Origin of the sequence: Psychrobacter urativorans, from assembly GCF_904846675.1 — a bacterium.
GTDB classification, from domain to species: Bacteria; Pseudomonadota; Gammaproteobacteria; order Pseudomonadales; family Moraxellaceae; genus Psychrobacter; species Psychrobacter urativorans_B.
The window spans coordinates 58,529-84,039 of the sequence record NZ_CAJHBT010000010.1; the positions used below are offsets into that span (position 1 = coordinate 58,529).

At 42.6% G+C, this 25,511-nt stretch carries 23 protein-coding genes; 8 read left to right on the forward strand and 15 right to left on the reverse strand.

Annotated elements, in window-relative coordinates:
* Positions 1-366: 366 nt before the first annotated feature.
* Together JMY06_RS06500 and JMY06_RS06505 are read left to right on the forward strand one after the other, a co-directional pair.
* A complete protein-coding gene (locus JMY06_RS06500) occupies positions 367-675 on the forward strand; it encodes a YhbY family RNA-binding protein (RefSeq protein WP_201529470.1) in 309 nt (102 codons plus the stop codon).
* Between the two features lie 243 nt (positions 676-918).
* Entirely contained in the window at positions 919-1,707 is a 789-nt protein-coding gene (locus tag JMY06_RS06505) for a hypothetical protein (protein ID WP_201617308.1), read from the forward strand.
* Between the two features lie 166 nt (positions 1,708-1,873).
* Here the strand turns inward: JMY06_RS06505 and JMY06_RS06510 are convergent, their stop codons facing one another.
* The gene (locus tag JMY06_RS06510; protein WP_201617316.1) at positions 1,874-2,593 is read right to left on the reverse strand and encodes a CHAP domain-containing protein; all 720 of its coding nucleotides are present in this window, start codon (positions 2,591-2,593) and stop codon (positions 1,874-1,876) included.
* Positions 2,594-2,844: 251 nt separating this feature from the next.
* On the opposite strand from JMY06_RS06510, the gene JMY06_RS06515 reads away from it, so the two are divergent.
* Positions 2,845-3,360, forward strand: a complete 516-nt coding sequence (locus JMY06_RS06515) for a hypothetical protein (RefSeq protein WP_201617318.1) — start codon at positions 2,845-2,847, stop codon at positions 3,358-3,360.
* 287 nt (positions 3,361-3,647) lie between these two features.
* Here JMY06_RS06515 and lpxC read toward each other — a convergent pair whose 3' ends face one another.
* The 12 genes from lpxC to JMY06_RS06575 all read right to left on the reverse strand — a co-directional run bounded on the left by lpxC (position 3,648) and on the right by JMY06_RS06575 (position 19,300).
* Positions 3,648-4,565, reverse strand: coding sequence for a UDP-3-O-acyl-N-acetylglucosamine deacetylase (gene lpxC / locus JMY06_RS06520; protein ID WP_201617320.1), 918 nt, complete (start codon positions 4,563-4,565; stop codon positions 3,648-3,650).
* A gap of 373 nt (positions 4,566-4,938) precedes the next feature.
* The gene (gene ftsZ, locus JMY06_RS06525) at positions 4,939-6,123 is read right to left on the reverse strand and encodes a cell division protein FtsZ (RefSeq protein WP_201529480.1); all 1,185 of its coding nucleotides are present in this window, start codon (positions 6,121-6,123) and stop codon (positions 4,939-4,941) included.
* Between the two features lie 193 nt (positions 6,124-6,316).
* Positions 6,317-7,609 (reverse strand): cell division protein FtsA, encoded by a 1,293-nt coding sequence (gene ftsA / locus JMY06_RS06530; RefSeq protein WP_201617322.1) that lies wholly within the window; start codon positions 7,607-7,609, stop codon positions 6,317-6,319.
* A 201-nt stretch (positions 7,610-7,810) separates the two neighbouring features.
* Complete coding sequence (locus JMY06_RS06535) at positions 7,811-8,587, reverse strand: cell division protein FtsQ/DivIB (RefSeq protein ID WP_201529484.1); 777 nt, start codon at positions 8,585-8,587, stop codon at positions 7,811-7,813.
* Between the two features lie 449 nt (positions 8,588-9,036).
* The gene (locus JMY06_RS06540; RefSeq protein WP_227672219.1) at positions 9,037-9,951 is read right to left on the reverse strand and encodes a D-alanine--D-alanine ligase; all 915 of its coding nucleotides are present in this window, start codon (positions 9,949-9,951) and stop codon (positions 9,037-9,039) included.
* 275 nt (positions 9,952-10,226) lie between these two features.
* Positions 10,227-11,699, reverse strand: a complete 1,473-nt coding sequence (gene murC, locus JMY06_RS06545; protein WP_201617324.1) for a UDP-N-acetylmuramate--L-alanine ligase — start codon at positions 11,697-11,699, stop codon at positions 10,227-10,229.
* A gap of 95 nt (positions 11,700-11,794) precedes the next feature.
* A complete protein-coding gene (murG, locus tag JMY06_RS06550; protein WP_201617326.1) occupies positions 11,795-12,880 on the reverse strand; it encodes an undecaprenyldiphospho-muramoylpentapeptide beta-N-acetylglucosaminyltransferase in 1,086 nt (361 codons plus the stop codon).
* A gap of 263 nt (positions 12,881-13,143) precedes the next feature.
* Positions 13,144-14,139 carry a glutathione synthase gene (gshB, locus tag JMY06_RS06555; RefSeq protein WP_201617328.1) on the reverse strand — a complete coding sequence of 332 codons (996 nt, stop codon included), beginning with the start codon at positions 14,137-14,139 and terminating at the stop codon, positions 13,144-13,146.
* A 110-nt stretch (positions 14,140-14,249) separates the two neighbouring features.
* The gene (gene pyrE / locus JMY06_RS06560; protein ID WP_201617330.1) at positions 14,250-14,957 is read right to left on the reverse strand and encodes an orotate phosphoribosyltransferase; all 708 of its coding nucleotides are present in this window, start codon (positions 14,955-14,957) and stop codon (positions 14,250-14,252) included.
* A 47-nt stretch (positions 14,958-15,004) separates the two neighbouring features.
* Positions 15,005-16,033, reverse strand: coding sequence for a hypothetical protein (locus JMY06_RS06565; RefSeq protein ID WP_201617331.1), 1,029 nt, complete (start codon positions 16,031-16,033; stop codon positions 15,005-15,007).
* A gap of 149 nt (positions 16,034-16,182) precedes the next feature.
* Positions 16,183-17,025 (reverse strand): SDR family oxidoreductase, encoded by an 843-nt coding sequence (locus JMY06_RS06570; protein ID WP_201617333.1) that lies wholly within the window; start codon positions 17,023-17,025, stop codon positions 16,183-16,185.
* 91 nt (positions 17,026-17,116) lie between these two features.
* Positions 17,117-19,300, reverse strand: a complete 2,184-nt coding sequence (locus tag JMY06_RS06575) for a DUF4105 domain-containing protein (protein WP_201617335.1) — start codon at positions 19,298-19,300, stop codon at positions 17,117-17,119.
* 277 nt (positions 19,301-19,577) lie between these two features.
* Here JMY06_RS06575 and ampD point away from each other — a divergent pair, with 277 nt between their 5' ends.
* The 4 genes from ampD to JMY06_RS06595 all read left to right on the forward strand — a co-directional run bounded on the left by ampD (position 19,578) and on the right by JMY06_RS06595 (position 23,234).
* Complete coding sequence (gene ampD, locus JMY06_RS06580; RefSeq protein ID WP_227672216.1) at positions 19,578-20,198, forward strand: 1,6-anhydro-N-acetylmuramyl-L-alanine amidase AmpD; 621 nt, start codon at positions 19,578-19,580, stop codon at positions 20,196-20,198.
* A 29-nt stretch (positions 20,199-20,227) separates the two neighbouring features.
* A complete protein-coding gene (locus JMY06_RS06585; RefSeq protein ID WP_201617337.1) occupies positions 20,228-20,746 on the forward strand; it encodes a hypothetical protein in 519 nt (172 codons plus the stop codon).
* 168 nt (positions 20,747-20,914) lie between these two features.
* Complete coding sequence (gene murJ / locus JMY06_RS06590; RefSeq protein WP_201617339.1) at positions 20,915-22,465, forward strand: murein biosynthesis integral membrane protein MurJ; 1,551 nt, start codon at positions 20,915-20,917, stop codon at positions 22,463-22,465.
* Between the two features lie 121 nt (positions 22,466-22,586).
* Positions 22,587-23,234 (forward strand): hypothetical protein, encoded by a 648-nt coding sequence (locus JMY06_RS06595; RefSeq protein ID WP_201529826.1) that lies wholly within the window; start codon positions 22,587-22,589, stop codon positions 23,232-23,234.
* 22 nt (positions 23,235-23,256) lie between these two features.
* On the opposite strand, the gene JMY06_RS06600 is transcribed toward JMY06_RS06595, so the two are convergent.
* Positions 23,257-23,928, reverse strand: coding sequence for a GNAT family N-acetyltransferase (locus tag JMY06_RS06600; RefSeq protein WP_201617341.1), 672 nt, complete (start codon positions 23,926-23,928; stop codon positions 23,257-23,259).
* Between the two features lie 169 nt (positions 23,929-24,097).
* Between JMY06_RS06600 and ribF the strand changes: the two genes are divergently transcribed.
* A complete protein-coding gene (ribF, locus tag JMY06_RS06605) occupies positions 24,098-25,162 on the forward strand; it encodes a riboflavin biosynthesis protein RibF (protein ID WP_201617343.1) in 1,065 nt (354 codons plus the stop codon).
* 98 nt (positions 25,163-25,260) lie between these two features.
* On the opposite strand, the gene JMY06_RS06610 is transcribed toward ribF, so the two are convergent.
* Positions 25,261-25,500: a DUF2789 family protein gene (locus JMY06_RS06610; protein WP_201617345.1), complete on the reverse strand. Its 240-nt coding sequence runs from the start codon at positions 25,498-25,500 to the stop codon at positions 25,261-25,263.
* Positions 25,501-25,511: the final 11 nt, after the last annotated feature.

Consider the following 25,511-nt stretch of genomic DNA (forward strand, 5'->3'; position numbering starts at 1 on the left):
GCGTTAATACGCGACTACCTGCTTTTTATGTCATCAATTTATATGTTCAATCAATCGCACTGCCTAATAATGGCTATTTATTAATTTCTGAAATTGACGGTACGGTTAATGATTTAGCAGCTTTATAGGTCAGTAGCGTCTATAATGCGGCAAGACAGTCAGTTTAACATTTCCATCACGTAAAATCGTGCTGATTTCATGCAAGATGGACACAGATTATTTATTATGCTCATTAATATTTTTGATAACATCGTCTTTTATTTTTAAATAGAGTCATTTTAATCACCACTATCATGATGATACAATTATTCATGAGGATACGATTATTCACCCTGACTTTTATATTTACCCACGCTTAGGAATTTTATGGAACTTGATAACGCTACGATTAAACGTCTAAAAGGCATTGGTCATGAGCTTAAACCTGTCGTTATGATTGGCAATAATGGCATTACTCCTGCCATTACTGAAGAGATTGACCGTGCTCTATCAGATCACGAATTAATCAAGGTAAAACTACCAGCCGGTAGCAAGCATGATCGTGATGTGGTCAGCACCGAGCTTGCCACTACTGCAAATGCTAATGTGATTCATACCATTGGACGTATGGCTTTATTACTGCGTCAAAACCCCAATGCCAATCCAAAACTGTCAAATCTAGTTCGTCACGCTTAATTCTCTACATATAAAAGGCAATGCAAACGACACAATGCCTAACGTTGTCAGCACCATCAGCATTGAGACTCACATGTATTAAAGCTTATCTGTATTAGAACTTATAAAAGCCGCGACCTATAATTGTTCGCGGCTTTTATATTGCCCATATATTATTGAAGTATTAAATCAAATCTCGGATATTAAGCCAGAACTAATGATTTTAACCACCTTCTTAACCACTATTCACGTTGAACGAGAACTATGAGTCAAATTTTTAATTTACGCTTAGCCACCGAGACTTTATTGCTAGATGCGCAACAACTGGGCGTGACTCCCCTGCAACTACAGAATATCAACGTTTCGGTTAGCGCCTCAATTGTACCGCAGCCAATACCGCAACTGTGGCTTACCTATCACGTCCAATTGTCCAGCACTCATTTAGCCACCCAATTAAGCTGGCCAGCTTGGGAACCAGCACAGGTCAAATTTACCGATTATCTTTGGGAGCAGACCTGCCTTGAGTGTTTTATAGCAAGCAGCTCTACGGATTCTAATGCAGCACAGAGTCTTTATAAAAAACAGAACCCCGATATAGCAACAGACTATATCGAGATTAATGCCAGCCCTAATGGAAATTATGCCCTTTATCAGTTTGAGAGTTACCGCAGCCCGTCGACGTTACCACCAACACCATTGCGACAAACAGATGAACAAACACTAGCCCATATCAATTGGCCTGAATTCTCACCTATGGACAAAAACCGATTGGAATCAACTTTACATTCAATAGCTTCTAGTATCAACGCTCCAAACTATCACTATGAACGCAGCTTTGGTATACCTTTAGATCAATTACCATTGTGCTTATTAAATAATAGCGATAGCAAAGATAAATTTTCTAGTATCGATTATATTAAACGGCTCCATCCTTGCGTAATTTTAAAACTAAATGATGTTTCTTTATACTTTGCCCCTGCCCATGCTTCCCCACCCGACTTTCATCAGCGTCGCTATTGGTCAAGGTTCGATCATCAAAGAGCACTAAATTAAGCGAGACTAGTTAAAGTGTATGAGCTGAATAAATTTTATTACGCTAAGCTCGGCCACAAATAATTATGATAAACCATGAAATGAAAAAACTCAGTAATGACATTGAGGTCACTACTGAGTTAGGAAAAACAGTAAATGCATTATAAAGGCATTGGTCTATTAGACCTTATTTATCAGCCATAGCAAGGTAGATACCACGGTTTGATGCATCGTCAACATATTGCGAATCGCGCCATGTGGTATAACTATAAGCACCACTGTATGGGCTAATACTATTTTGACGGAAATCAGATACCCAGTCACCACCATCAAAAATCTGGATGTGCCCGTGTGGATGTCTTGAGCTGCGATCATAAACGACAACATCGCCCACTTGTGGCTGCATGTCATTACTAATTTTGCTGAAGCCTGCACTGCTAAGGGTGCCACGACTGGCATACTGATAGGCTGAAGGATTAGGTCTGAATTCATAACCAGCGGATTGTAGCGCTTTACGTACGTAACGGGCGCAATATCCAGAGCTTCTAGACCGTGCCACGCTTGAAGCGCGTGCAGCTGCTATAGCAGGGGCTGAATTGCGGTCTGGAACTGAGCCATACTGCTGTTGTTGTTTTTTAGTATATAAGCGGTTAGTTAGTGTCGCTAACTGGTATTCTTTTTGCTTAGCATGAGCGCTAAGGTTATTGATAGCTCGACTGATTTCGTCATTACTAGAGACATGAGCACCACTATTGGTACTATAAATATTTTGCGAAGAACCGTAGGAATTAGAGATATTTGCTCTGCTATAAGTCAGTGTACTATTTGAGATGGTATTTACAGCGGCACCACTCGTTTGTACCACGCCCATTCCCAATACTGACAAAATTAATAAAGCCTTTTTCATAAATTTACTACCTATTGTTAATGCAAGATTGCTCGTCATCCATGACAAAGCAGCAATTAATTTAGAAGATATAATCGTCAAACAAACATGATAAAATCTTAAGTTCAACAGCGTGCCCTTTTGTCTGCAGTGGTTAACTGGGCATCATTACCAATCTAGTTATCCGCTTTATAAAAGGCTTGCTATCTATTCTGTGTAAAGCAGCTTTAAATCTATTCGCTGCAACATCACCTATTAGATGAGTATCTACGATGTCAAAAAAACAGCCTAATCGCCTCGCTCAGCTTATTGATCATCAGGCATTTGCTGGTAGCGCACTACCACGAAGCCTTGCTGATAATATGCGTCTTTATACACAGGCGACCAATGAGGTAAAAACGCTTCTGGTAGAGTGTCTACCGGATGAAATACTTGATACCTGTTGGGTCGTGGGACTAACTACTGAGCAATTAACGCTCAGTGTAAGCTCAATGACGGCGGCAAATCATATTCGTTACTTACAAAACGCTTATCTGCGGATCTTAACGGAGCAGTCAATTACATTTCAACAACTCAAGCAGATACGTGTCGTGGTAACCAAAACTCCTGCTGCTAACGCCTCATTTAAGGAGCAATCAGCACCGCTAACAACCTCATTAAAGTCTTACGAAGCTAATGATAATCAGGCCCTTAGCCAAAGAACAAAACGGACTATATCACAGGCTGCAAAGCATGTCACCACTGATAAAAATCTCAAAAATGCCCTTCTGCGCCTACTAAATGACTAAAAACATCTACCTTACAATGTAAACTTGTGTAAATAAAATCGTTAAAAGCTGACCAACTTGCCATGTTTTCCTAATTCTATAAATAATAAAAAACGTCTGATTGTTAGATCCATAATGTGGATTTAACAATCAGGCGTTTCTTATTGCGGTGAAGCGTTGGTGGTGACTAGGTTTTAGCAATTAACTATAATTATACTCATATTGATAATATGAGTATAGCTTCTAACTGAGCTCAAGCCTATGTAATCTTACGTAAATGTTGCGATACATCGTGTATATTCGTGTATTCATCCCTCGACAGTTAACCCGGTTAAAGGTAAATACTGGATGGGGCAAGTTACATTGTCATCAAAAGTTACAACTTCATAGTTATTTTTATCTGACAATATCTCACGTACTAATAAGTTATTTAGGGCATGGCCAGATTTATAGGCATTAAAACGACCTAATAGCGGATAACCAATTAAATATAAATCACCTAACGCATCTAAAATCTTATGACGGACAAATTCGTCAGCAAAGCGCAAACCTTCGGCATTCAAAATTTTTGCTTCATCAATAACAATAGCATTGTCCATACTGCCGCCTAACGCTAGGTTATTCTTACGTAAAGCTTCAATATCATTTAGAAAGCCAAAAGTACGGGCAGCACTCAGCTCTTCAATAAAGTTCTGAGTAGAAAATTGCAGCTGGGCATGCTGAAAGTCTTTATTAAAGGCTGGATGATCAAAATCAATCTCAAAATTTAGCTCAAAACCATCATACGGACGTAATTCTGCCCATTTATCATCGACCTTGACCCGTACCGGACGTATAATTTTTAAAAATTTCTTCGGACTGTCTTGTTCACGAAGTCCCGCTTGTAGTAACAAGCCTACAAATGGGGCAGCGCTACCATCCATAATCGGAATCTCACTTGCAGACACGCGAATCAGTAGATTATCCACCCCCAGTCCGGCAATTGCACTTAATAGATGCTCAACTGTACCCACGCGGGTACCCCCAAAGACTAAATTGGATGACATCATGGTGTCTTGTACCAAAAAGGCACTAGCAGGAATCGGCTCACAACCAGCAATATCCGAGCGCTCGAAGACGACTCCGGTATTGATAGATTGCGGATGAAACTCCAAGTCAACAGGCTGGCCACTATGCAAACCAATACCTGTAATAGCTATTGCGGTGTTTATAGTTCGTTGATTCATGGCTGCTTTCTCACATATTTTGTTACAATTGCCATAGTGTACCATTAGCTGACCCTTATTCGCTATAGTCAAAAAACGCTAAATTCCTCATTTCTTTGATTAATTATGCTCATCCAAGGTAATCCTTAGATGCTATTTACGGATAGTAATGGTAAAAAGACAAGCCTATAGGTAGTAAAAGTATGACTTTTGCACTTAATTGCAATCGATGAACACAAAAAAGCCAGCGTCTCAGCACTGGCTTTTTTAATTGTTGATGTCATCAATTAGGATAGCTATTTAAGACAGTTGTTTAATACAACCATACATTAAGTCAATTCCGAACTATTTAATCAGACCGTTTCATCAAAGTATAGCAAAAACACTATCTCAGTTATTTGTTCTGTTGGCGCTTAAGATAGTCTTGAATACTATTGGTTTTAGTTTGTGGTTGTTCTTGCACCGCTGATGAGCGGGTAACACTGTCTTGATACATCTGAGTTTTTGACTGCGTTTGGCTGTTTAGAGCACTGGTATGCAAATTAGGATCAACTGGCTGAGTGCTAGTCACAGAAGGTACTGGTAGCTCCGGTTCTGCCTCTTCATTTAAGGTAAGACCCGTAGCAATGACAGTAACGTGTAAGTCATCATTCATGTCCTCGTCAATCACCGAACCATAGAAGATATGAGCGTCATCGATATCAGTAATGTCTTCAACGATTTCACTAATTTTGCTAAATTCGTCTAAAGATAAAGACTCAGAAGAGATAACGTTAACCAGCAAACCTTTGGCGTTTTCTAAACGTAGATCGTCAAGTAATGGCGATTTAATGGCTTTTTCAGTCGCTTCACGGGCGCGATTATCGCCACTGGCACGGCCAATACCCATCATCGCATGACCTTTAGCCGTCATCGCCGTGCGTATGTCATTAAAGTCAATGTTAATCATACCTTCGCTGGCGATAGTCTCAGCGATGCCTTGTACGGCGTGCAAAAGCACGTCATCTGCTTTTTTAAAAGCGTCTTTCATAGAGATATTGCCATAGACACTCATCAGCTTGTCGTTAGGAATAGTAATAATAGAATCCACAAAATTGGCCAGCTGCTCAATACCAGCCTGAGCGGCTTTGATACGTTTACCACCTTCAAACTTGAATGGCGTGGTCACAACCGCTACGGTCAGTACTTCCATCTCTTTAGCAATACGTGCCACAACCGGCGCGGCTCCCGTACCCGTACCGCCACCCATACCAGCTGTGATAAATACCATATCTGCATTTTCAAGTAAGGTACGAATGGCCTCTTCTTCACTTTCGGCAGCTTCACGTCCCACTTCTGGATTGGCGCCAGCGCCAAGGCCACGATTACTCTTGGCCCCCAATTGTAGCTTGTGAGGAGCTGTTAGACGGTCGAGGGCTTGCTTGTCCGTATTGGCACAGACAAAAGTCACGCCTTTGATACCGTGTTGTACCATATGTTCAACCGCATTACCGCCGCCGCCACCGACTCCAAATACTATGAAGCGGGCCTGACCATTATTTTGAGCTTGATTGTCATCTGGCATGGTGTATTTTGACATAAAAAAGGTTCTCCAGTTGCAGATAGTATAAGGGTCGATATATGCTGAGGCACTCGCATGACATACTATCGACGTACTATATATATAAATATCCAAATAAAATAGGGTAATAAAGGTGTGCAGCTTATAGACTGTTTTGAGCTTTTATCTAGTATCTATCAGTAACACTCTAAGGGTATCTTACAGTAATTTATTAGAGTATTTTTTTAAGCATACTACTAAAGCGTTGACCGACACCTTGAAACATACTTTGATCGCGGGCTTTTTCTATGGCTTCAATTTCACTTTGTTCGCTATGACGAAACTGCTCACTTTGACTATAGAGTAAAGTACCAAAAGCCGTCTGATATGCTCGATCATTAATATGAGTATTCAGCTGCTTAATCGATGCCTCATTATCAAAATGATTATAAACACTAATATGAGGATGAGTGTTAGTCAATACGGCTGGCATTCTTAGTAGCTTTTTGGCGAATGGTATCATACCTTTAATGGCACTGCCTCCACCCGTCAGTACAATACCGCGATCAATGTAACCTACCAAGTCAGCGTCATGCAGTTGCTTCATGACTTCAGTAAAGATACTGACATAACGTGCTTCGATAATTTGCGCAAGCTTATAAACGCTGACATTGATCTCGTCGCCTGAGCCCTGTGGTCTAAATATAAAAAATGCACTGGGGTCTATGCTATGAACATCGACCGTACCGTGCAATTTTTTAAGCTTTTCAGCTTCTATCATTGAAATACCGAAATCTGCTGAAATATCCATCGTTACTTCATGGCTACCAGTAGCAACGCAATGGGTAAAGACCAGCTTGTTTTCTTTATAGACACAAATACTGGTAGTGCTAGCACCGATATCTACCAAGCAAATACCCTGCTGACGCTCTTCAGTTATAAGGCTATATTCAGCACTAGTAACGGCATCAAATACCACATGGTCGACACCAACATCACAGCCTTGCAGTAGCTTTTGTAAATTCTGGCGACTAGCGACCGGCATCATCATCATGTGATACATCACAGTGATGTCTTTTGCAAACATATCAATAGCATCATCAACAATGTTGTCTTGATCATCGATATAGATACCTTGCTGACAACAATGCATCAAATAATAATCGGACGGCAAATCTTGTGACTTAGCATTAGACAGTGCTTGCACCATATCTTTAGTGCGCACCACATCTTGCTCAACCGTTACGTGACCGGCGCTATTTTTACTCAATAATTCAGGCGTTGACAAGGTTAACCACACACTATGTACGCGGCAATTGGCAATATCTTCAGCTTCTTGAATGGCTTGTTTGATCGCACTTTGCAAGCGTTCACGGTGCTTAATTCGGCCTTGATAAAAGTCGCTATTCTTAACATGTCCCACGCCCATAATGCGTACATCTTTTGCAGACACAACACTGCCAATCACGACATAAACTGCAGTGGCACTAAGGTGGACAACAACCAGATTTTCAGTATTTTTCATGGTACCAAACAAATTATCGCTAAACAGGAGACTACATGACGTCTCAATTAAATCATCGAAAAGAGTGTAAAATTCATTACAACTAATATATTTAGAACAAGACTAAGGTTCACTGCAACTCCAGCAAACAGGCTCATCATGCAGGCAAACTATGAAAACAAATGACGGTTCAGGCTGTCCAGTCTCCATTTCCTCTTAAGCTTACGACTCTTTAATATGCCACGCAATAGTAAAACCATTTTTATAACGTAAGTCTATCGATTGCATATTATCGCGACGCGTGCTTAATTGGTTGCCTAATAATTGGCTTAAGTTCAGTAGCTTTTGTGCGGTATTCTCGTTATCCACAATGACCCTTAGGCCGCTACTAAAGCGGATCAGCCAGGTCATACGTGGAGTCAGGATAATATCTTCGACCTGCATATCAAGTGGCGCATACCAGCCATTAATTTGTTGCATTTGCTGCATAATAACCGGGGCCTGATTAATCTCACCTTGCAAAGTGGCAAACTGCCCCTGCGTCAACTCTTGGCTATCAGCGGGAACAAAGACCACCCCTTTAGCATCAACCAATCGTTCTGTACCGAAATTTGCAATTGCCTTCTTGGGCAATGCAGTAATCACGATACCGCGCTGCCAATCACGTGTCACACTCACTTGATCTACCCAAGCCAGCTTGACAGCAATATCACGCAGCGTTTGCAAGTCAGTGGTAAAAAAACTACTCACCGACTGCTGACTCATGGTCAGCTGCAACGCCTGATATTGCGTGGCTGTCAGCCCTTGACTACTAACCTGAATAGCAGCTGGCGGCGCATCACGTAATGCTTTGCCGCCCATAACTAGTATCAATAATAGCAACCCAATAACCAGGGCCATAAAAATATATTTGGCTGTAGGGGGCAATTGCATACTACGCTTCGGACGATCCGTCTTATCGCTCATTAAGTCAGTTAGGTCGTTGACAGTTTGAGCCATAATTACATTCGTCCCTATTTTTGATATATCTGTTATTTAGTGAATCGAGTAAACGCTATTGATTACATACGAAAAACATTAACTATCAGGTTGCCAGTATTATTTGGTAACTATTAACTGAATTTTACTTGAGCTCATCAGTAATATATCGCTATCACAGTTTTTTACTGAAAAATATTCGCTGACAGCTTGTCACTGATAATTATTTACCTTACAAAAACTCTAAATAGCTTGAGATTGGCAAATTATAATAGTGCTTACAATATTAACGTATTTTCATCATAAACAATAGCTTAACCCATGCTGTAAGCGCTGAATTTACACAAGTTTACACGAAGCTGTGTTAGAGACGAGCTAAAATATATTTGCAACGGCGCAAAGGTTATATATTTTATAGAAATATGGAATAGGCTGCCTATCTTATATCGGCTATCGAAATACAGATTTAATTATAACGTCTGCGCTAAGATATGCCAGCATAGAGCTTCAAAATCGATGCCGCGTGCTTTTGCTGCCATAGGAACTAAGCTATGACTGGTCATCCCTGGCACGGTATTAATTTCTAGTAGCCAAAAGTTACCGCTATTATCTTGCATCGCATCGATACGTCCCCAACCTTTGGCATCAACGGCACGAAAAGCGGCAAGACTTAGCGCTTGTAGATGCTTCTCATCGCTAGCACTCAGGCCGCAGGGAATGTAGTAGCTGGTATCATTACGGTTATATTTGGCTTCAAAATCATAGAAATTAGTGATGTCCGCAGGCTCTAAACGAATAACCGGATAAGCCTCGTCATCAACAATAGCAATCGTAAATTCGCGACCGGTAATCCAGCGTTCAGCCATTACCGCATCACCGCAGCCAATAGCAGTGGCATAAGCGGCAGGCAGCTCATCTAAGTGATTGACTTTAGTCATGCCAATACTAGAGCCTTCGTGTACTGGCTTGATAATGAGCGGTAAGCCCAGCATATTAACCACTTGCTGCCAATCGGTATCAGCAGTCAATAATGAGAATGGTGCAGTTGATAAACCGCAACCTTGCCATAGCTGCTTGGTACGTACCTTATCCATGCCTAGCGCCGAGGCTAGGATGCCAGATCCGGTTTGCGGAATGTTCAACCATTGCAGCACCCCTTGCAACAAGCCATCTTCCCCGCCGCGGCCATGCAAAACATTAAAAGCACGATCATAATCGCGCAGCTCGTTAATGTCTTGGTGCTTAGGGTCAAAATGCGTGGCATCAACCCCTTGATTCTGTAGCGCCTGTAATACCGCCGCGCCACTATCTAAAGAAACGCTGCGCTCATTACTAGTGCCGCCATAAATAACTGCGACTTTACCAAACATGCTAGCATCTTGCACTTTGCTAGGGATTACGCTTGGTAGTTGCTCATCGCTTTGCTTATTCTTTTGACTGTTGTCTTGCTCGGTCTGGGCGGCAGCCGCTAACGCCGGCTCCGGATTTGCAATCTTTGCTGTATCCTCACTGTTGTTAACAGCATCCGTAACATCGATATTGTTATTGATGTTACTTATATCTTTGATATTTTCTCGATTATTATTAATGGGCATGAGGAGAGTTCCTAAAGTTCTTTTGGGGTCTTACTTTAGATAGTTTTTTTACTTAAGGTGGTTTGTTATTTAACATATAAGTTATTGGCAATCAAGTCGATGGCAATCTGACCGATATTGCCAGCGCCTTGAGTAAGGAGCATATCATTGGCTTGTAGTAGCCGCTGCATAACCGGAGCAATATTGTCTTTATCAATAATGGTAGGCTCAACCATACCGCGCAGACGAATACTACGCGCCAATGTCTTGGTATCTGCGCCAGCTATTGGGCTCTCACCTGCTGAGTACACGTCCAACAATAACAACTCATCGACGCTAGATAACACTTCGACGAAATCATCAAAACAATCGCGAGTACGGCTATAACGATGCGGTTGAAACAGCATGACTAAACGGCGATCAGGAAAGCTTTGGCGCGCCGCTTTAATGGTGGCATCGACTTCTCTTGGATGATGACCATAATCATCGATCAGCAAGACGTCACCACCATCAATAGCAACAGGCTGATGCTGCTCGAAACGGCGGCCGACACCTTCAAATTTTTGTAGCGCGCGCTTAATCGCCTCATCATCAACGCCTTCATCGGTTGCCATTGTAATGGCAGCAAGGGCGTTGTAGACGTTATGAATACCAGGAATATTTAAGGTGAGCTTTAACGGCTCATGTTCACGGCGCAAAACGGTGAAGTGAGTTTTAGTACCTTCGCTAACCACATCGATGGCTTGGACATCGTTGAAAGGTTCAAGCCCAAAGGTCAATACCGGTCGTCCGATGTCATCAATCATCGCATACAGTTCAGTATCATCACCGCAGACAACAGCCAAGCCATAAAAAGGCATATTTTGTAAAAATTGAATATAAGCGGCTTTTAATTTATCAAAGCTATTACCATAAGTTTCCATATGGTCTTGGTCGATATTGGTCACAATCGCTGCCATAGGGTGTAATGTTAAAAATGACGCATCGGACTCATCCGCTTCAGCGACTAAAAAACGACTGCTGCCGAGTGCTGCATTCTTACCTGAGGCATTCAGCCTACCGCCAATGATATAAGTAGGATCAAGCTGTCCTTCGGCAAGCATAGTGGTTAGCAAACTGGTGGTAGTGGTTTTGCCATGCGCGCCGGCAACAGCGATACCGTGACGATAGCGCATCAATTCACCAAGCATATCGGCACGGCGAACGACTGGCAAACGAGCTTTGAGTGCAGCTTTAATTTCAGGATTACTGCGGTCAATGGCAGATGACACCACCACCACGTCCGCATGTTCAATATTTTTGGAATCATGTCCAATAAATATCTCGACTCCAATGCCCTGTAAACGTTTGGTTACAGGGCTTTCAGTAATATCCGAACCACTTACTTGATACCCTTGGTTATTCATTACTTCAGCAATACCGCACATTCCCGATCCACCAATACCTACAAAATGCAAATGCTGTATCCGGCGCATCTCTGGAATCTCAATCAGACGCTTAGGCAACACATTATTGGGTGGTGTGACAGATTTGGCGGCAGCAGAAGCAGATGTCGACATAGAAATTTCTCTTTATTAAAGGCTAATAAAATACGGATAAGTAGAGTTTGGAGAGAGAAGAATAGCACTTGAAATGGTATAGACTAAGACGTTATCTATAACGTCTGCCAAATAATTTCAGCTACTTGCTTACTGGCATTACGATTGGCAAGTGCATAACCTTTTTTAGCCATCTCTAAACAGGCATGTCGATTCAGGGCGGTCAGCTCATTGCTTAGACGTTTGGGCGTCAGTTCAGTTTGGGGCAATAAAATCGCGGCATCGTGTAGCGTCAAGGTACGTGCATTAGCCGTTTGATGATCGTCGACCGCACTTGGCAGAGGTACAAAAATCGCCGCGATACCGACGTTTTGGATTTCGGTAACGGTCAATGCCCCTGCCCGGCAAACGAGGATGTCTGCCCAATCATAAGCAGCAGCCATATCCTCAATAAAAGGCTGTACCGCGATCTGATGAGGGCTTAAATCCTCACTATCATAAGCCGCTTGGGTGACAACTTCATTATTACGCCCACATTGATGGCGTACCTCAAAGGGTCTTTCTATCAGTGCGAGCGCCTTAGGGACCGTATCGTTAAGCACTTGTGCACCCAATGAGCCGCCCACTACCAATAACCGGAGCGGCGATTGATCATTGACATTATAACGTGTCAATGGCTCAGCCACACCAGTGATAGCATTACGTACCGGATTACCCACGGTTTCCAGCTTAGAACCAAGCTTACTATTGGCAAAGGTATTCTCGAAAGCCTGCAGGACTTTGATAGCCATTTTGGCCAAATAGCGATTGCTCATACCCGCGATCGCATTTTGTTCATGGATAATTAGCGGTGTCCCCGTCATTCGTGCGGCAATACCACCTGGTGCCGACACATAGCCGCCAAAACCTACCACTATATCTATCTTATTACTACGAATAACTTTGATGACCGCCATCGTTGTTGATAGCAAGGTGACTGGCAATTTTAACAGCCGCCCTATGCCTTTACCGCGTAGACCTTGCATGGCGATAGCGTGAAAGGCGTAACCGGTCGGCTGCACCAAATCGTTCTCCATACCAGCTGGCGTGCCTAGCCAATGAATAACCGCACCGCGCCGAGCCAGCTCTTCACTGACTGCAAGTGCTGGAAATACATGCCCACCAGTACCTGCAGCCATCATTAATATATGCGGTGTCTTCATCAATGCCTGCCTTGATTGTCTTCATTAATTAATATTAAAGGGTTACAAAATAGGTCATACAAAGTCTAAAAAAAAATAGCAAAAATGCTTTTTTCAACATTCCAGCCAGCTTTGAGACATCCGGCCCAGCTTTGTAAAAGCCCGCATAGTATAGACGAAATCACTCGCAGATATATAGCATTTTCTGAGCTAAGATAACGGTTAAATAGTTGTATTCGCTATTAAGAAAACTTTGTTAAGAGCTGCACTACTGCTAAGCCTGTTTAACAGCGCGCTTCTATCGCTAGTATTAGATCTGTTGCGATATCCGTACCACACTGGTCGTCAATCTCCCGAACACAAGTGGGGCTGGTGACGTTGATCTCAGTAATACGGCCGCCAATCAAATCTAATCCGACAAACATCAAACCTTTTTCTTTAACAATCGGCGCAACCACTTGTGCCACTTGGCGTTCGATATCAGTTAATGGCATCGCAACCCCACTCCCACCAGCTGCTAAATTACCGCGGGTCTCACCTTTGATTGGAATACGCGCTAGGGAATAATCCACCACCACCCCATCAACAATCAATACGCGTTTATCCCCATCTTTAATCTCTGGCAAATAACGCTGCGCCATAATCGGTAAGGTTTCAAGCTCGGTTAATATTTCCAGCGTGACCCCGATATTTGGGCTATCGTCAGTGAGACGAAAGATTCCGGTACCGCCCATACCATCGAGTGGTTTGACAATAACGTCTTGCTGCTCTGTGATAAATTTACGAATATGAGCCTGTTTGCTGGTCACAATAGTCGGGCTCATATAATCACTAAACCAAGTGGCAAATAGTTTTTCATTACAGTCGCGAATGGCTTGTGGATCGTTGACTACTAACACGCCTGCCGCCTTAGCATGGTCGAGCATATAAGTGGCATAAATAAAGCGCATATCAAACGGGGGGTCTTTACGCATCAAAATCACATCATAGTCGCCCACCAGACAAGTGGCTTTTTCACCTAACGTATAAAAGTCTTGCGGGTCGCGCTTTACCGTTACCGGCTGCGAATCTATCATTAACTGACCGCGATCCAACCACAAATCATGAATTTGACAATAGCCAAGCTGATGACCACGATCTTGCGCCGACCACATCATCGCTAGGCTAGTATCTTTTTTATAGTTAACCTGCTCAACAGGATCCATGATAACCAATATGTTTAACGAACGGTTATTCAAAGAGCGGGTTTGCAAAGATTGCTTAGGATCTACTTGGCTCATGATAAGGCTCACTTACTTAGTGTTATTATTAAAGTTGATATTGCTGTTAATATTAAATGTATATAAAGACTCAAACCATAGGCTAAAAGCTACCAAAAGTCTGAGCCGAATTATACGCCATACTGAGTTCGGTAATACTGCATTTTTGCAAGTTGAGTGGCATCCCTGTACTCGCTATGGTCATCGGCTAGATAACTGATTAAGTCGTCCATATCAACTAACGCATGTACCGGTACTTGCAATGCTAACGCTAACTCTTGAATGGCCGAATGCTCTGCTTGGCCTTTTTCTTTGCGATCTAATGCGACAATAATACCAGCAACACTAGCACCTGCCTGCTCTAAAATATCGATAACTTCGCGCATGGCAGTGCCTGCTGTGATGACATCATCAAGTATCCAGACGGTCTTGCCGCTGACATCTGCGCCAACTAAATGACCACCTTCACCATGTGCTTTGACCTCTTTACGGTTATAGCCCCATTCAGCATTGATGCCGTGATGCAGCCACAATGCCTGCGCGGTTGCGGCGACAAACGGAATACCTTTATAAGCGGCACCAAAGATAACCAATTCTTTATCATTAACTTTAAAATCGCCATTACCATTGACATCGCTATCTGCAGTCATTTGCGCAGCTAAGGCCTCGGCATAACCACGCGCTAATAATGACAACATCTCACCAGTTGCCAGCAAGCCCGCATTAAAAAAATAAGGACTGATACGTCCAGATTTGAGTACGAACTCACCAAACTTGAGTACTTTATTATCTAAAGCTAACTGAATAAAATCGTGAGGTGAAAACGAGGTGGTGTACATAAGGCATTCCTATGAGCAAAATTTTGCATTATTGTACGCAATATTGTTCAGCTTGACCAACCATTGATATCGTAATCTTGCATATTGGCATAGCGAGTAAGCAAGCCGCAGCGTGATGAGAGATTAAAATAACATTGGCCGTCATCTTGTACTTGAATGTTCCAACCTAGATAGGCAGCAGCGATAATGATATGACCGGTAAACAGGCGAATCTGTCGATATTGATAACGATGCGCAGGCAGACGACAAACTTGGCTGAGCAAATAACTGCGCACATGCTGACAAATTTGGGCAGCGCTATAACTATGGTTGATACTTTTGCGGGTCGCGCTTTGTGTTAGCGCATGTACCGCCACACTACAGGCCATAATATCTGTCGCTAAACTGCCCATGCCAGTTTCGAACTGCTCCGGCTGCAGTACTACTTGCCAATCATCGGCATAAAGACTGTTTAGCAATTCATCCGGATTATAGTTTTTAGTTACTGCGCGTAGGGTGACAGGTTTGTTATTAGGAATGTTGCTGGTGCTATTTTTAGAACTATTATTATATGAATCATCGCCATTTAAACTGTTATCAGCACTAAAACCATAACGGGTTAATTGCGGATACTGATTCATAATCCGTTGAATATCCAGCAAATCTAACAGCGTCATATCCTCAAGCGAGGACAATAATGGCTGTGAGCTTGGGCTGTGATAATGGCGATAAAAACTATCGGGCAATGCCACAAGCCTTGCTGCACCCAGTAATGCCAAATATTCAGCAAAAGGCTCAGACGTCATCAGCTGCCACTTCGATAGCGACTCTTCTTTAGGCTGATAAAAGCGTATGGATTTACCATACAAACGCCGCAGCTGTCCATTCATGCGCCGCGCAGGTTCTGGAATGTCTGTTAACGATCGTGCTGGATCAAGCGGCGTCTGCATAGGGTCAAAGTTCGGATGAACAATCGCAGGTTGAACGCTATCCGGCAGCTTGGATGCCCGCTCAGCGCTGTCTTCTGTCCGCTTACCCTGCCCTGATATTGACTGGGTATTCGGTAGACTGTCATCAGAAGTAAATGGCTGAGTCATGGCGTCTCCAAGACGATAAAATGTAAAATAGAAGGTAAAACACACCAAATACCGATACCCTACAGTGAAGTAGCTATCGGTAAAAAGCTCACTAGTGATAACATCAAGAATAGGTTTAAGATTCCTGTCAGTTAAACCTATTCTTGATGTTATGAGTCTTGATGCTGCAAAATATCATGATAACCAGCCTTCCAATCCGGAAACTTGAGCCAAGCTAACGGGATATTACTATGTAAGCGCTTACCAGTAACGGAGTTTTTCTCACTATCCACTTCAGGTAGCTCTTCCTCTACTTGCTTACTCAGCCAAGTGGTTAGCTCAAGGGAGGTAACTGGCAGATAATCCGTCGCGATATAAATCGACTTTGGCCTGTCCATCGTCAACACCTTAGTAATAATTGTTACCAAATCAGTGTCCATAATACGATTGGTCCACTCTTCAGCAGCAATAGGATCTTTATGTGACTCTTTGGCTTTACGTAGACGCATCAAACGCTCACGTCCGTAGATACCACTGGGACGAATGATAATAGCTTTATCACCAAAGCCTTTTTGTAGTGCCTGCTCTGCCTGCAATATGACCTTTGAGGCATCGCGCTCGGGCGTAACTGATGCTGTATCCGTATCAATCCACTCGCCATTATCTTGGCCATAAATACCAGTCGATGAGATAAAAATTACCCGCTCGAGATTGGTCAGTTTATTTGCCAGCGTGGCTAAATGCTGACAAATACTTAAGTAGCTGTCATTATAACCACTGGTTGAATACTCATCAGGAGTAATAATAATCGCAATGCGGGTAAAGTTTTGCAATTGCTCAGCATTAAGTTTGAGCGCATCGGCTTGCATAAACTTTGCCTTGTCGTCTAAGTCATACTGGCTACGCTCACTACGCGCCAGCCCAGTGACAGAGAAATTATCTTGAGCAAGCATATTGGTCACTGGCAAACCGATATCACCTTGACCGATAATAAGTAACTGTTGAGTGGTCATAAAACATCCTTATTTATAATTATTTTAATAAAGTGCTTAGAGCTTGTGTTTCTTAGAGCTTCTGCTTATAAGTGCCGATTAAGAGTTTTGCTTAAAAGTAACGCATATAAGCCAGTTTCACATCGTCATTGGCATCGACGCGATCTTGCCAATCATAACTGGCATTGAGGCGTAACGCCTGCTTTTTGTCGATATCATATTGCAGGCCAAGGGTCGTAATCGGTTGCCAATAATGACCACGAACATCCGGTTCATCGCTGCTGCCATGATACCAATATGGCAGTTGCAATTCAGCTTGCGCGCGTAACTGATTGTTAATCTGGTATAGACAACCGGCATTTACCCCAGCGCCAACGCGATAGCCTTTGTTAATTCCGCGCCCTGCTTGTACTGCCCCCGTTGCCAGTGTATAGCATAACTGCGGCGGCATCTCACCGGTCACTAAGCCCGATGGCTCAGTGCGCGGCGTGCCAAACACCCAAGACTTACCATATTCTAAAGTGGTACTGCCCACTAAGTGATCGCCACCATCTTGCTGGGAGCCGTCATTGATACGCGTGGCCTCGATATTTGCACCCCATGTTTTTCCTTTTTGCGCTGTGTTCACTGGATTAAATGAGCGTCCTCTAATTAAAGTAAAGTTCTGCAATACTACGCTTGATGGCTGCTTATTGTCCTTGTCATCATCAGTATCATAAAAACGTAGCGTCGCATCGATTCCTTCTAAATTAAAAAACTGCTTGAATCCTGCTGGTCGATCAAGGATGTCATGAAAGCCGGCACGCAGTCCAACATCAATATAACTGTTATCACCACGATGGCCAATGCCAATTTGTCCACGTTGAAGCGGATGACGGTCGAGCGGATTATTATTAGAGACCGCAATTGCCAGCGGCTGTAATCTCTGCTTATCCTCTGACATACTAGATGCTGGATTGCTAACTGCTGATTTAATTTGTTTCTCGGCATCCTTATCTATACCTTGATAGCCTAGCTTTTCTTGATTATCTAAACTTTGCTGACTAAGCTTAGCCGCCTGACGTGCTTTATTCAGCTGTGCTTGCCGTACGGTACTATCGGCTGGCGTATAGCGTGTACTTACCAGCATTTTTTCATCATCAAGTAGATTTACCACGTCAGATGGAATCACCACATAAGGCAACTGACTTAATAAGTGCATTTTGGGACGCACTACGTCGATAAGACGCAAAATCTCAGAAGCACAATTATCGGTTGCAAAGTAATACGGTATATCTAGATCTTTAGTTTCCCAAACGTGCGCCATGATTTGACGAACCTCAGTTGGGGTCAAATCTAGCTGATAGGTCCAAGTATCACGCTCATCGTCTTTTAAATAATCTGCTAGCTTTTTGGGATAAGGGTCAATCTCGATACTGTTGTCATAGCCACCGCTCATTGCTTTAACGGCATAAATCAAAAAACTATCGGCAGTATCGCCATCGACTGTGTCATTAAGCGCATAGGCATGATGAATCTGGGTAAAATCTGCCGCGCTGGTTGGCGAATCAATACGTAATAAAGTATGACCAAAGGCGGATATTGGATTGTCCAAATACTCTTGGGCAAACATTACTGACAGCTGCTCGGGCGCTAGCGTTGCCATCCAGTCATCAAACTCTGGACAGGCCACTTGCACACGTGTTTTATCAATATTTAAGGTATCCGTTAGCCACTGTACCCGTGCAGGAAAGCGACATAACGCAGCGCTATTATTTGCTTGAGCGCTCATACTAGTATTATTAGTACCGCTATTAGCGGACGTTGTCAGTTGTTCAGAGAGTGCCACTAACATAGCGTCTAGCTCAGCGCCAGAGTCTTGCTGACCATGAGCACTCAAAAAGAACGAGGAGTCATCAACCAGACTTTTATTTTCACCTTTACTAAAAATACTTTTTTCATCATCAATAAAATACAATAAGCGTCGCCATGTCGTATGCTGCGCTAAATTGTCAGCTTTTACTTTTTGACGCCACGTGGTTAAAAGCTGCTCGGCGTTAGCGCTTTGAGTACTTTGCGCATTCTGAGTGTCATTAATCCCATCGTCTATTGTACGTTTAATTATAGGATTAGAAGTCAACGCTGGATTGGTTGTATTACCCAATTTTCCAGTAGTCACTACCGATAACGGTGTCGGCAAAAATGCTTGAGCCTGCGCGCTTAATAACAGCGCTGCAACAGCAAGTGGTAGACGGGCGCACGGGCTTATGATGGGTAGCATGCCATTTACGGCTATGGACTTTGAGTTTTTAGACATGAGGTAATTTCTCGTACGCTATTAGATCGGGGTTAATAAAGTTAGTTAAGCATTCATAAATAATGATTTATATTTATTATTTTTAGGTATATTTATTAGCGTTGATTGTTATAAAAGCTATTTATTAAAACTATTTGGTGCAAAGGAATTATGTATAATTATTTTTTAAATCAATCCCTAAGCTCTTTTTAGAATTCGATTATAGCTTAGGGCAATGATAGTTTTTACAGAGATTATTTTTGAATTCTAAACAACCACTATAATAGCAGAGAATACTATGCCGACAGCAACCTCAATTATTTCATCACAGTCTGATATACGAATGACTATTAACAACGGACGCTTATCAGCGGCGACATGGTTGTGTTCACCTAATAGTAATGAGCGGCCCGATGGCATAAATATCAATACCATCGTCATTCATAATATCAGCTTACCGCCCAATGAGTTTGGCGCATGCGGCGCGGATGGGACGCATTATGTCAAATCCCTTTTTACTAATAGTCTAGATTGGCAGGCGCACCCCTATTTTCAAACCATTGAGGGTGCAGAAGTTTCAGCGCATCTATTCATAGAGCGTAATGGCGCTATCACGCAGTTTGTGAATTTTAATGATCGTGCTTGGCATGCTGGTAGATCCAGCTATCTTGGCCGACCTGAATGTAATGATTATAGCATTGGTATTGAGCTTGAAGGCTCAGATTTCACCCCTTTTACCGCTACCCAATATGAGACGCTGGCCCAAGTAATTACCGCCATCTATCAAGCTTACCCTAAAACCCACCGGCATTTAACCGGTCATAGCGATATTGCCCCAGGCCGCAAGACCGATCCTGGGGATTATTTTGAATGGACAAGGTTACGAGCAGTTATTACCGAAATACTAAAACAAGAGTAATCACTCAATTTTTATAAATTAGGAAAGCTATGACTTGGATTGAAGTGGTCGATTCAGCAGTAAAAATAGGTTTGGGTGCATTGATAGCAGGTGTTATTGCTTTTTTGTTATCTTCGACACAGCATCGTAATGAGCTTAAAAAAGCCAAAGTAGAACGCGAGTTTGAGATGCTAAAAGAAGTTGCAGAAAAAGTAGAGATTGTTAATAGTATTACCCTAAACTACTGGGCATTCGTCACCGACTGGCGGCGCAAATTAGTTTTAGATAGCTCTCTTCCTAAATCTAACGGCTTGTTAGATGCTCAAAAAAAACTATTTGATAGCTTTAATGAATTAACCAAAGCAGAATCTTTATTACTTCTTTTTGGCTATGGTAGTGCTCAAGTTAAGCTTAGAGAATATGGAGAATCAATTATAGCTTTTAAAAAAAGAGTGGAATCCGTAAACATACCTTTCGACGACAATGATACAGCTAATTACAGAGAATCTATGCTTAATAAACGCTCCGAGCTTTTTCATCTACTTCATAATATTTATAAAACAATTTGAATATTAATTTACTCAATTATAAAATAATAATGATGCAGCTAGCTCAGTAATTATTATTGACACTCGACATTCCACACCCAATCCATTTATACCTGTCATGAAAATGCTATAATCCGTCAGTTTTTTGACCTCAGTAAATTAATAGACAAATTAGCAGAATAGGTTCTCATGGCAAAAAGTCGGTTATTTCGTTCAACCATGGTGGTCAGTAGCATGACCATGTTGTCCCGTATTTTGGGACTAGTACGTGATGTGGTGTTATTAAGTGTCTTTGGGGCAGGCGGACTGATGGATGCCTTTTTAGTTGCCTTTAAGATACCCAACTTTTTACGACGGCTGTTTGCTGAAGGTGCTTTTAGCCAAGCTTTTGTGCCAGTATTATCAGAATATAAAGAAAAATATAGCTTACAGCAGGTACAAATCTTAGTCAGTCGCACCTCAGGGGCACTATTACTGATTTTATCGATGCTTACCGTGGTGGTTATTTTAATGGCACCGTGGGTCGTGACTTTATTTGCTCCTGGCTTTGCGGATCAGCCCGATAAATTTGCTATTACCGCTGAACTATTACGCTTAACCTTTCCTTATTTATTATTTATCTCTATGACCGCTTTTGCCAGTGGCATTTTACAAAGTTACGGGCGCTTTGCAGCGCCTGCCTTTGCACCGGTATTATTAAACCTATGTATGATTGGCGGAGCGCTCGTCTTCTCGCCGATGTTCGAGACGCCCATTATGGCGCTCGGCTATGCGGTTGCTATTGCAGGCTTATTACAGTTATTAATCCAATTGCCGCAGTTATCGCAACAGAAACTGTTAGTGTTACCTAGAATCGACTTCCAGCATGAAGGTGTTAGACGCATTTTAAAGCTGATGCTCCCTGCCATCTTTGGGGTGTCTGTTACCCAGATTAACTTGCTGCTTAATACCATATTTGCCTCACTCATGATTGGCGGTTCGGTCTCATGGCTATATGCTGCTGAGCGTATGAGTGAGTTGCCGCTAGGCCTAATTGGGGTAGCGATTGGTACCGTTATCCTACCTAGTTTGTCGAGAAGTGAAGCCCAAAAAGACGATGTCACCTTTAGAAAAACTATTGATTGGGCAGCAAGGCTGATTGTTGTCGTCGGTCTGCCGGCAGCAGCAGCGTTATTTATACTCTCTGATGTGCTCATGCAGGCGTTATTCATGCGTGGTGAGTTTACTTTACGTGATGCGCAAATGAGTTCGCTCGCGCTGCGTAGTATGGCCGGTGGTATCTTAGGCTTTATGCTGATTAAAATCTTTGCCCCTGCTTTTTTTGCTCGTCAAGATATAAGAACGCCAGTGAAAATCGGTATTATTTCCGTCTTTGCTAATATGATTTTTAGCGTTATCTTTATTGGTATATTCTACTTTTTTGATATCCCGTTACATGGTGGTTTGGCACTTGCCACTACTGGTGCCTCATTTGTGAATGCGGGCTTATTATATTATTTCTTGCAAAAACGCGATATTTTTCGTTTTGGTAGCCACTGGAAAAAGCTCTTTGCTCAGTTCTTAATCGCTACTGGCGCTATGGTTGCCGCTCTTTATATAATGCTACCCCACTTCCCTACCGATGAGGCACAATGGCAACGTTTGGTTGCGCTGCTCATTATGTGTGGCGTTGGTGCCGCTGTTTATGGCGTGGTGTTATTGGCAAGCGGCTTCCGTCCGCACCAGCTTAAACATGGCTAGGGTTAAGATTAAGGCTAAGCGTTACCAAACAGACACACGCTTGAATGATTCACTGACTGTTAATGGCGTTAAGAATTGCCATAATTGATCATCAATAGATACAAGAATTTTGAGGTTTACTATGACAGCTAAATATTTAACAGTGCAGCGCTTGCCAAAATTGCTAGCCACAGGGGTTTTGAGTACAGGACTGCTGCTAAGTGGTTGCAGTAATAGTGATAAAAATGATGGTAGTGATAGTGCTGAGACCGCAATGGATGTTGAGAATAATGCGGATGATACGACAGCTACGACTAGCACTCAAGATGCAGAAGCGACTGACGCTGAAAGCACTGAAAGCATCCTTGAAAATGAAGGCGTGCAGATAACAGATAGCCTTGAAGATAAAAGTGAAACGGATATTACTAGCGACAATATTAACCCATTAACAGCGGCCACCCAGCAACCAAGCCTAGTGACTAACCCCACTAAAGCGGGTACACCTGAGGATACGGTTAAGCAAGCCCTCGATACTTTATATCATGGTGATGTTAAGGAAGCGGCAACTTACTATAAAGTTGATATCCCAAACTTCACGGATGAGCTAGCCAAAACCCAACATGCCTTTCAGCAAACCGTTGAAGGTGTCACTATCACAGATACCCAATATAATAGCGACAAAACAAAAGCGACTATCAATGGCGAGCTGATGCTTAAAGATCAACAAGAACCCGCACCGCTGGGCTACGAGCTACAAAAGATAGATGGCCAATGGAAAATTTTAGGCTAAAAAGATAAAGCCAAAAATTAGCCTAATGGTTAACTACAACGGCTTTACCCAACATTACTACATCTGCCGTAAAACCTTGCATGTCACAAACTTGCGGCATATAACCCCACTGCTCAAAGCCAAGCTTGGTAAATAAACCTAGACTTGGCTGGTTATGAGCAAAAATAAGTGCCACGATATTACGAATACCAAGACTTGGCGCTTGAGTCAGCATCCAGCGCGTTAATGAGCTACCCAGCCCTTGCCCATGATAGTCGTGATGCAGATAAATACTGATTTCACTACTAATATGATAAGCAGTACGCGCATATAAGTCGCTAAAACTACCCCACGCTACGATTACCGAGGTAGCACAGTCTTGAGTAACCGGCAGGCTAATCGTCTGGTCATTAAGTGGGTTAACAGTTTTCTCAGTATCGTTGATAGCTTTGACCACATAGATAGGACGCGTTAAGCTATTTAAATGCTCAGCAAACCAAGCGGCGCGCTCATCAATAGTGACTGCTACTAAATTGGCCGTCGCTTGCTTACCTTCGATGCTTTGATTATAAATGCTTAAAACCTCTGGCAAGTCATCAATACTTGCGCGCTGAACCCTAAACTGGTCGCTGAGTTTCGTATAATCAAACTTATTATCATCAAGCACTGTATTATTAAGAAGAGTAACATTAGAGGCACAATTAGGGTCAGACATAGCCGCTCTCATGATTAGGGTTATATAGTTAGTGATTCATCATTAATGATGCGTCGTTAATGATGTTAGCATGGCTATTTTACTTTATAATGGCAGGTTTTTGACACATCAAATTTTATTTTGGCTGTGTTTTTCTTTATTCAATTGGTCTTATCATAGCTGCAAATTTATGAAAACCTACTTCCTTGAGCAACTGATTACGCCGCCGAACGTGTTACCTAACGCGACATCCAACGATGCCAGTATCATTCTTAATTCAATTGAGCTTACGCCTTGTGTGCTCACGATTGGCAACTTTGATGGAGTGCACTTAGGTCATCAAGCGATGCTTGAACAAGTCCGCCAGCTGGCTGGCGAGCGCAAACTAAGCTCGGCGGTCATGATATTTGAGCCCCAGCCGCGTGAGTTTTTTGCGCCGGCGACGGCCCCTGCGCGCCTGACCAATTTAGCAGAAAAACAAGCCTTGTTAGCAGAGTATGGCGTCGAGACCTTGATCGTTGCCAGCTTTGACAGTGATTTTCGTACGCTTACCGCGCAAGCCTTTGCAGATATGATAGCGCAGCGGCTAAACGTAAAAGCTTTAGTATTGGGTGATGATTTTCGTTTTGGCCATGACCGTACAGGTGATAGTCAATTCCTGCGCGATTATGGCTTACACGTGACCAATCTGCATACCGTTACTGATCATACAGCTGCCGATGAGCGTATCAGCTCAACCCGTATTCGCAATCTGCTATTAGCCGGTGATATTGCTGCTGCAAATCAATTGCTTGGGCGCGATTATGCCAACACTGGAATGGTGGTTGGCGGTGATAAAATTGGTCGTACGATGGACTTTCCGACGGCTAATATTGACTTAGCGCGTCTAAAACCTGCCTTGCATGGTATTTTTGCCGTTGATGTTATTCGCCTTGATGAACAAGGACAAGTAATACCCAACGGTCTGACAGAACTCGCCACCGAAGGTGCGACCGGAATCACAGGTTTGCGGCCGCATAGCTTATTTGGTACCGCTAATATTGGCACCAGACCATCAGTGGATAAAGGACATGATTGGCGCCTAGAGGTTCATTTTCCTCAGTTGCACGCTAATTTATATGGTCAGACATTACACGTACGCTTTTTGCATTTTTTGCATGGTGAGCGGCACTATGACAGCTTAGAGGCGCTAAAATCTGGTATTCATAACGATGTAGCAGATTTACTCGAATGGCGCACTAAGCAGCTTAGCTAAAAATATTAGCTGAAAACAAAAATAAAACCCACAAGCGCGAACGCTGTGGGTCTTTTAATAAATAGTCCTTTATCAATTTATAATGTTTGAAGCAATAATTAGGCGTCTGGATGCATGCGTACATTCAAATCGTCAATAATCTCCACCCACGCCGCATCTTTTGTCCATTCTTCTTGTAAGAACATACGTTGATTATCATTCCAGATATCAGACTCTATTAACTTTTCATCTTTTGCTAGTTGATTTTTTTCAACGAATCCATCAATAGCTTCATCTGAGCTATCCAGACCTAACTGTGCAAACAATTCGTTCATACTATATTCAGGTTCACCTAACATTCTTTTTCTCC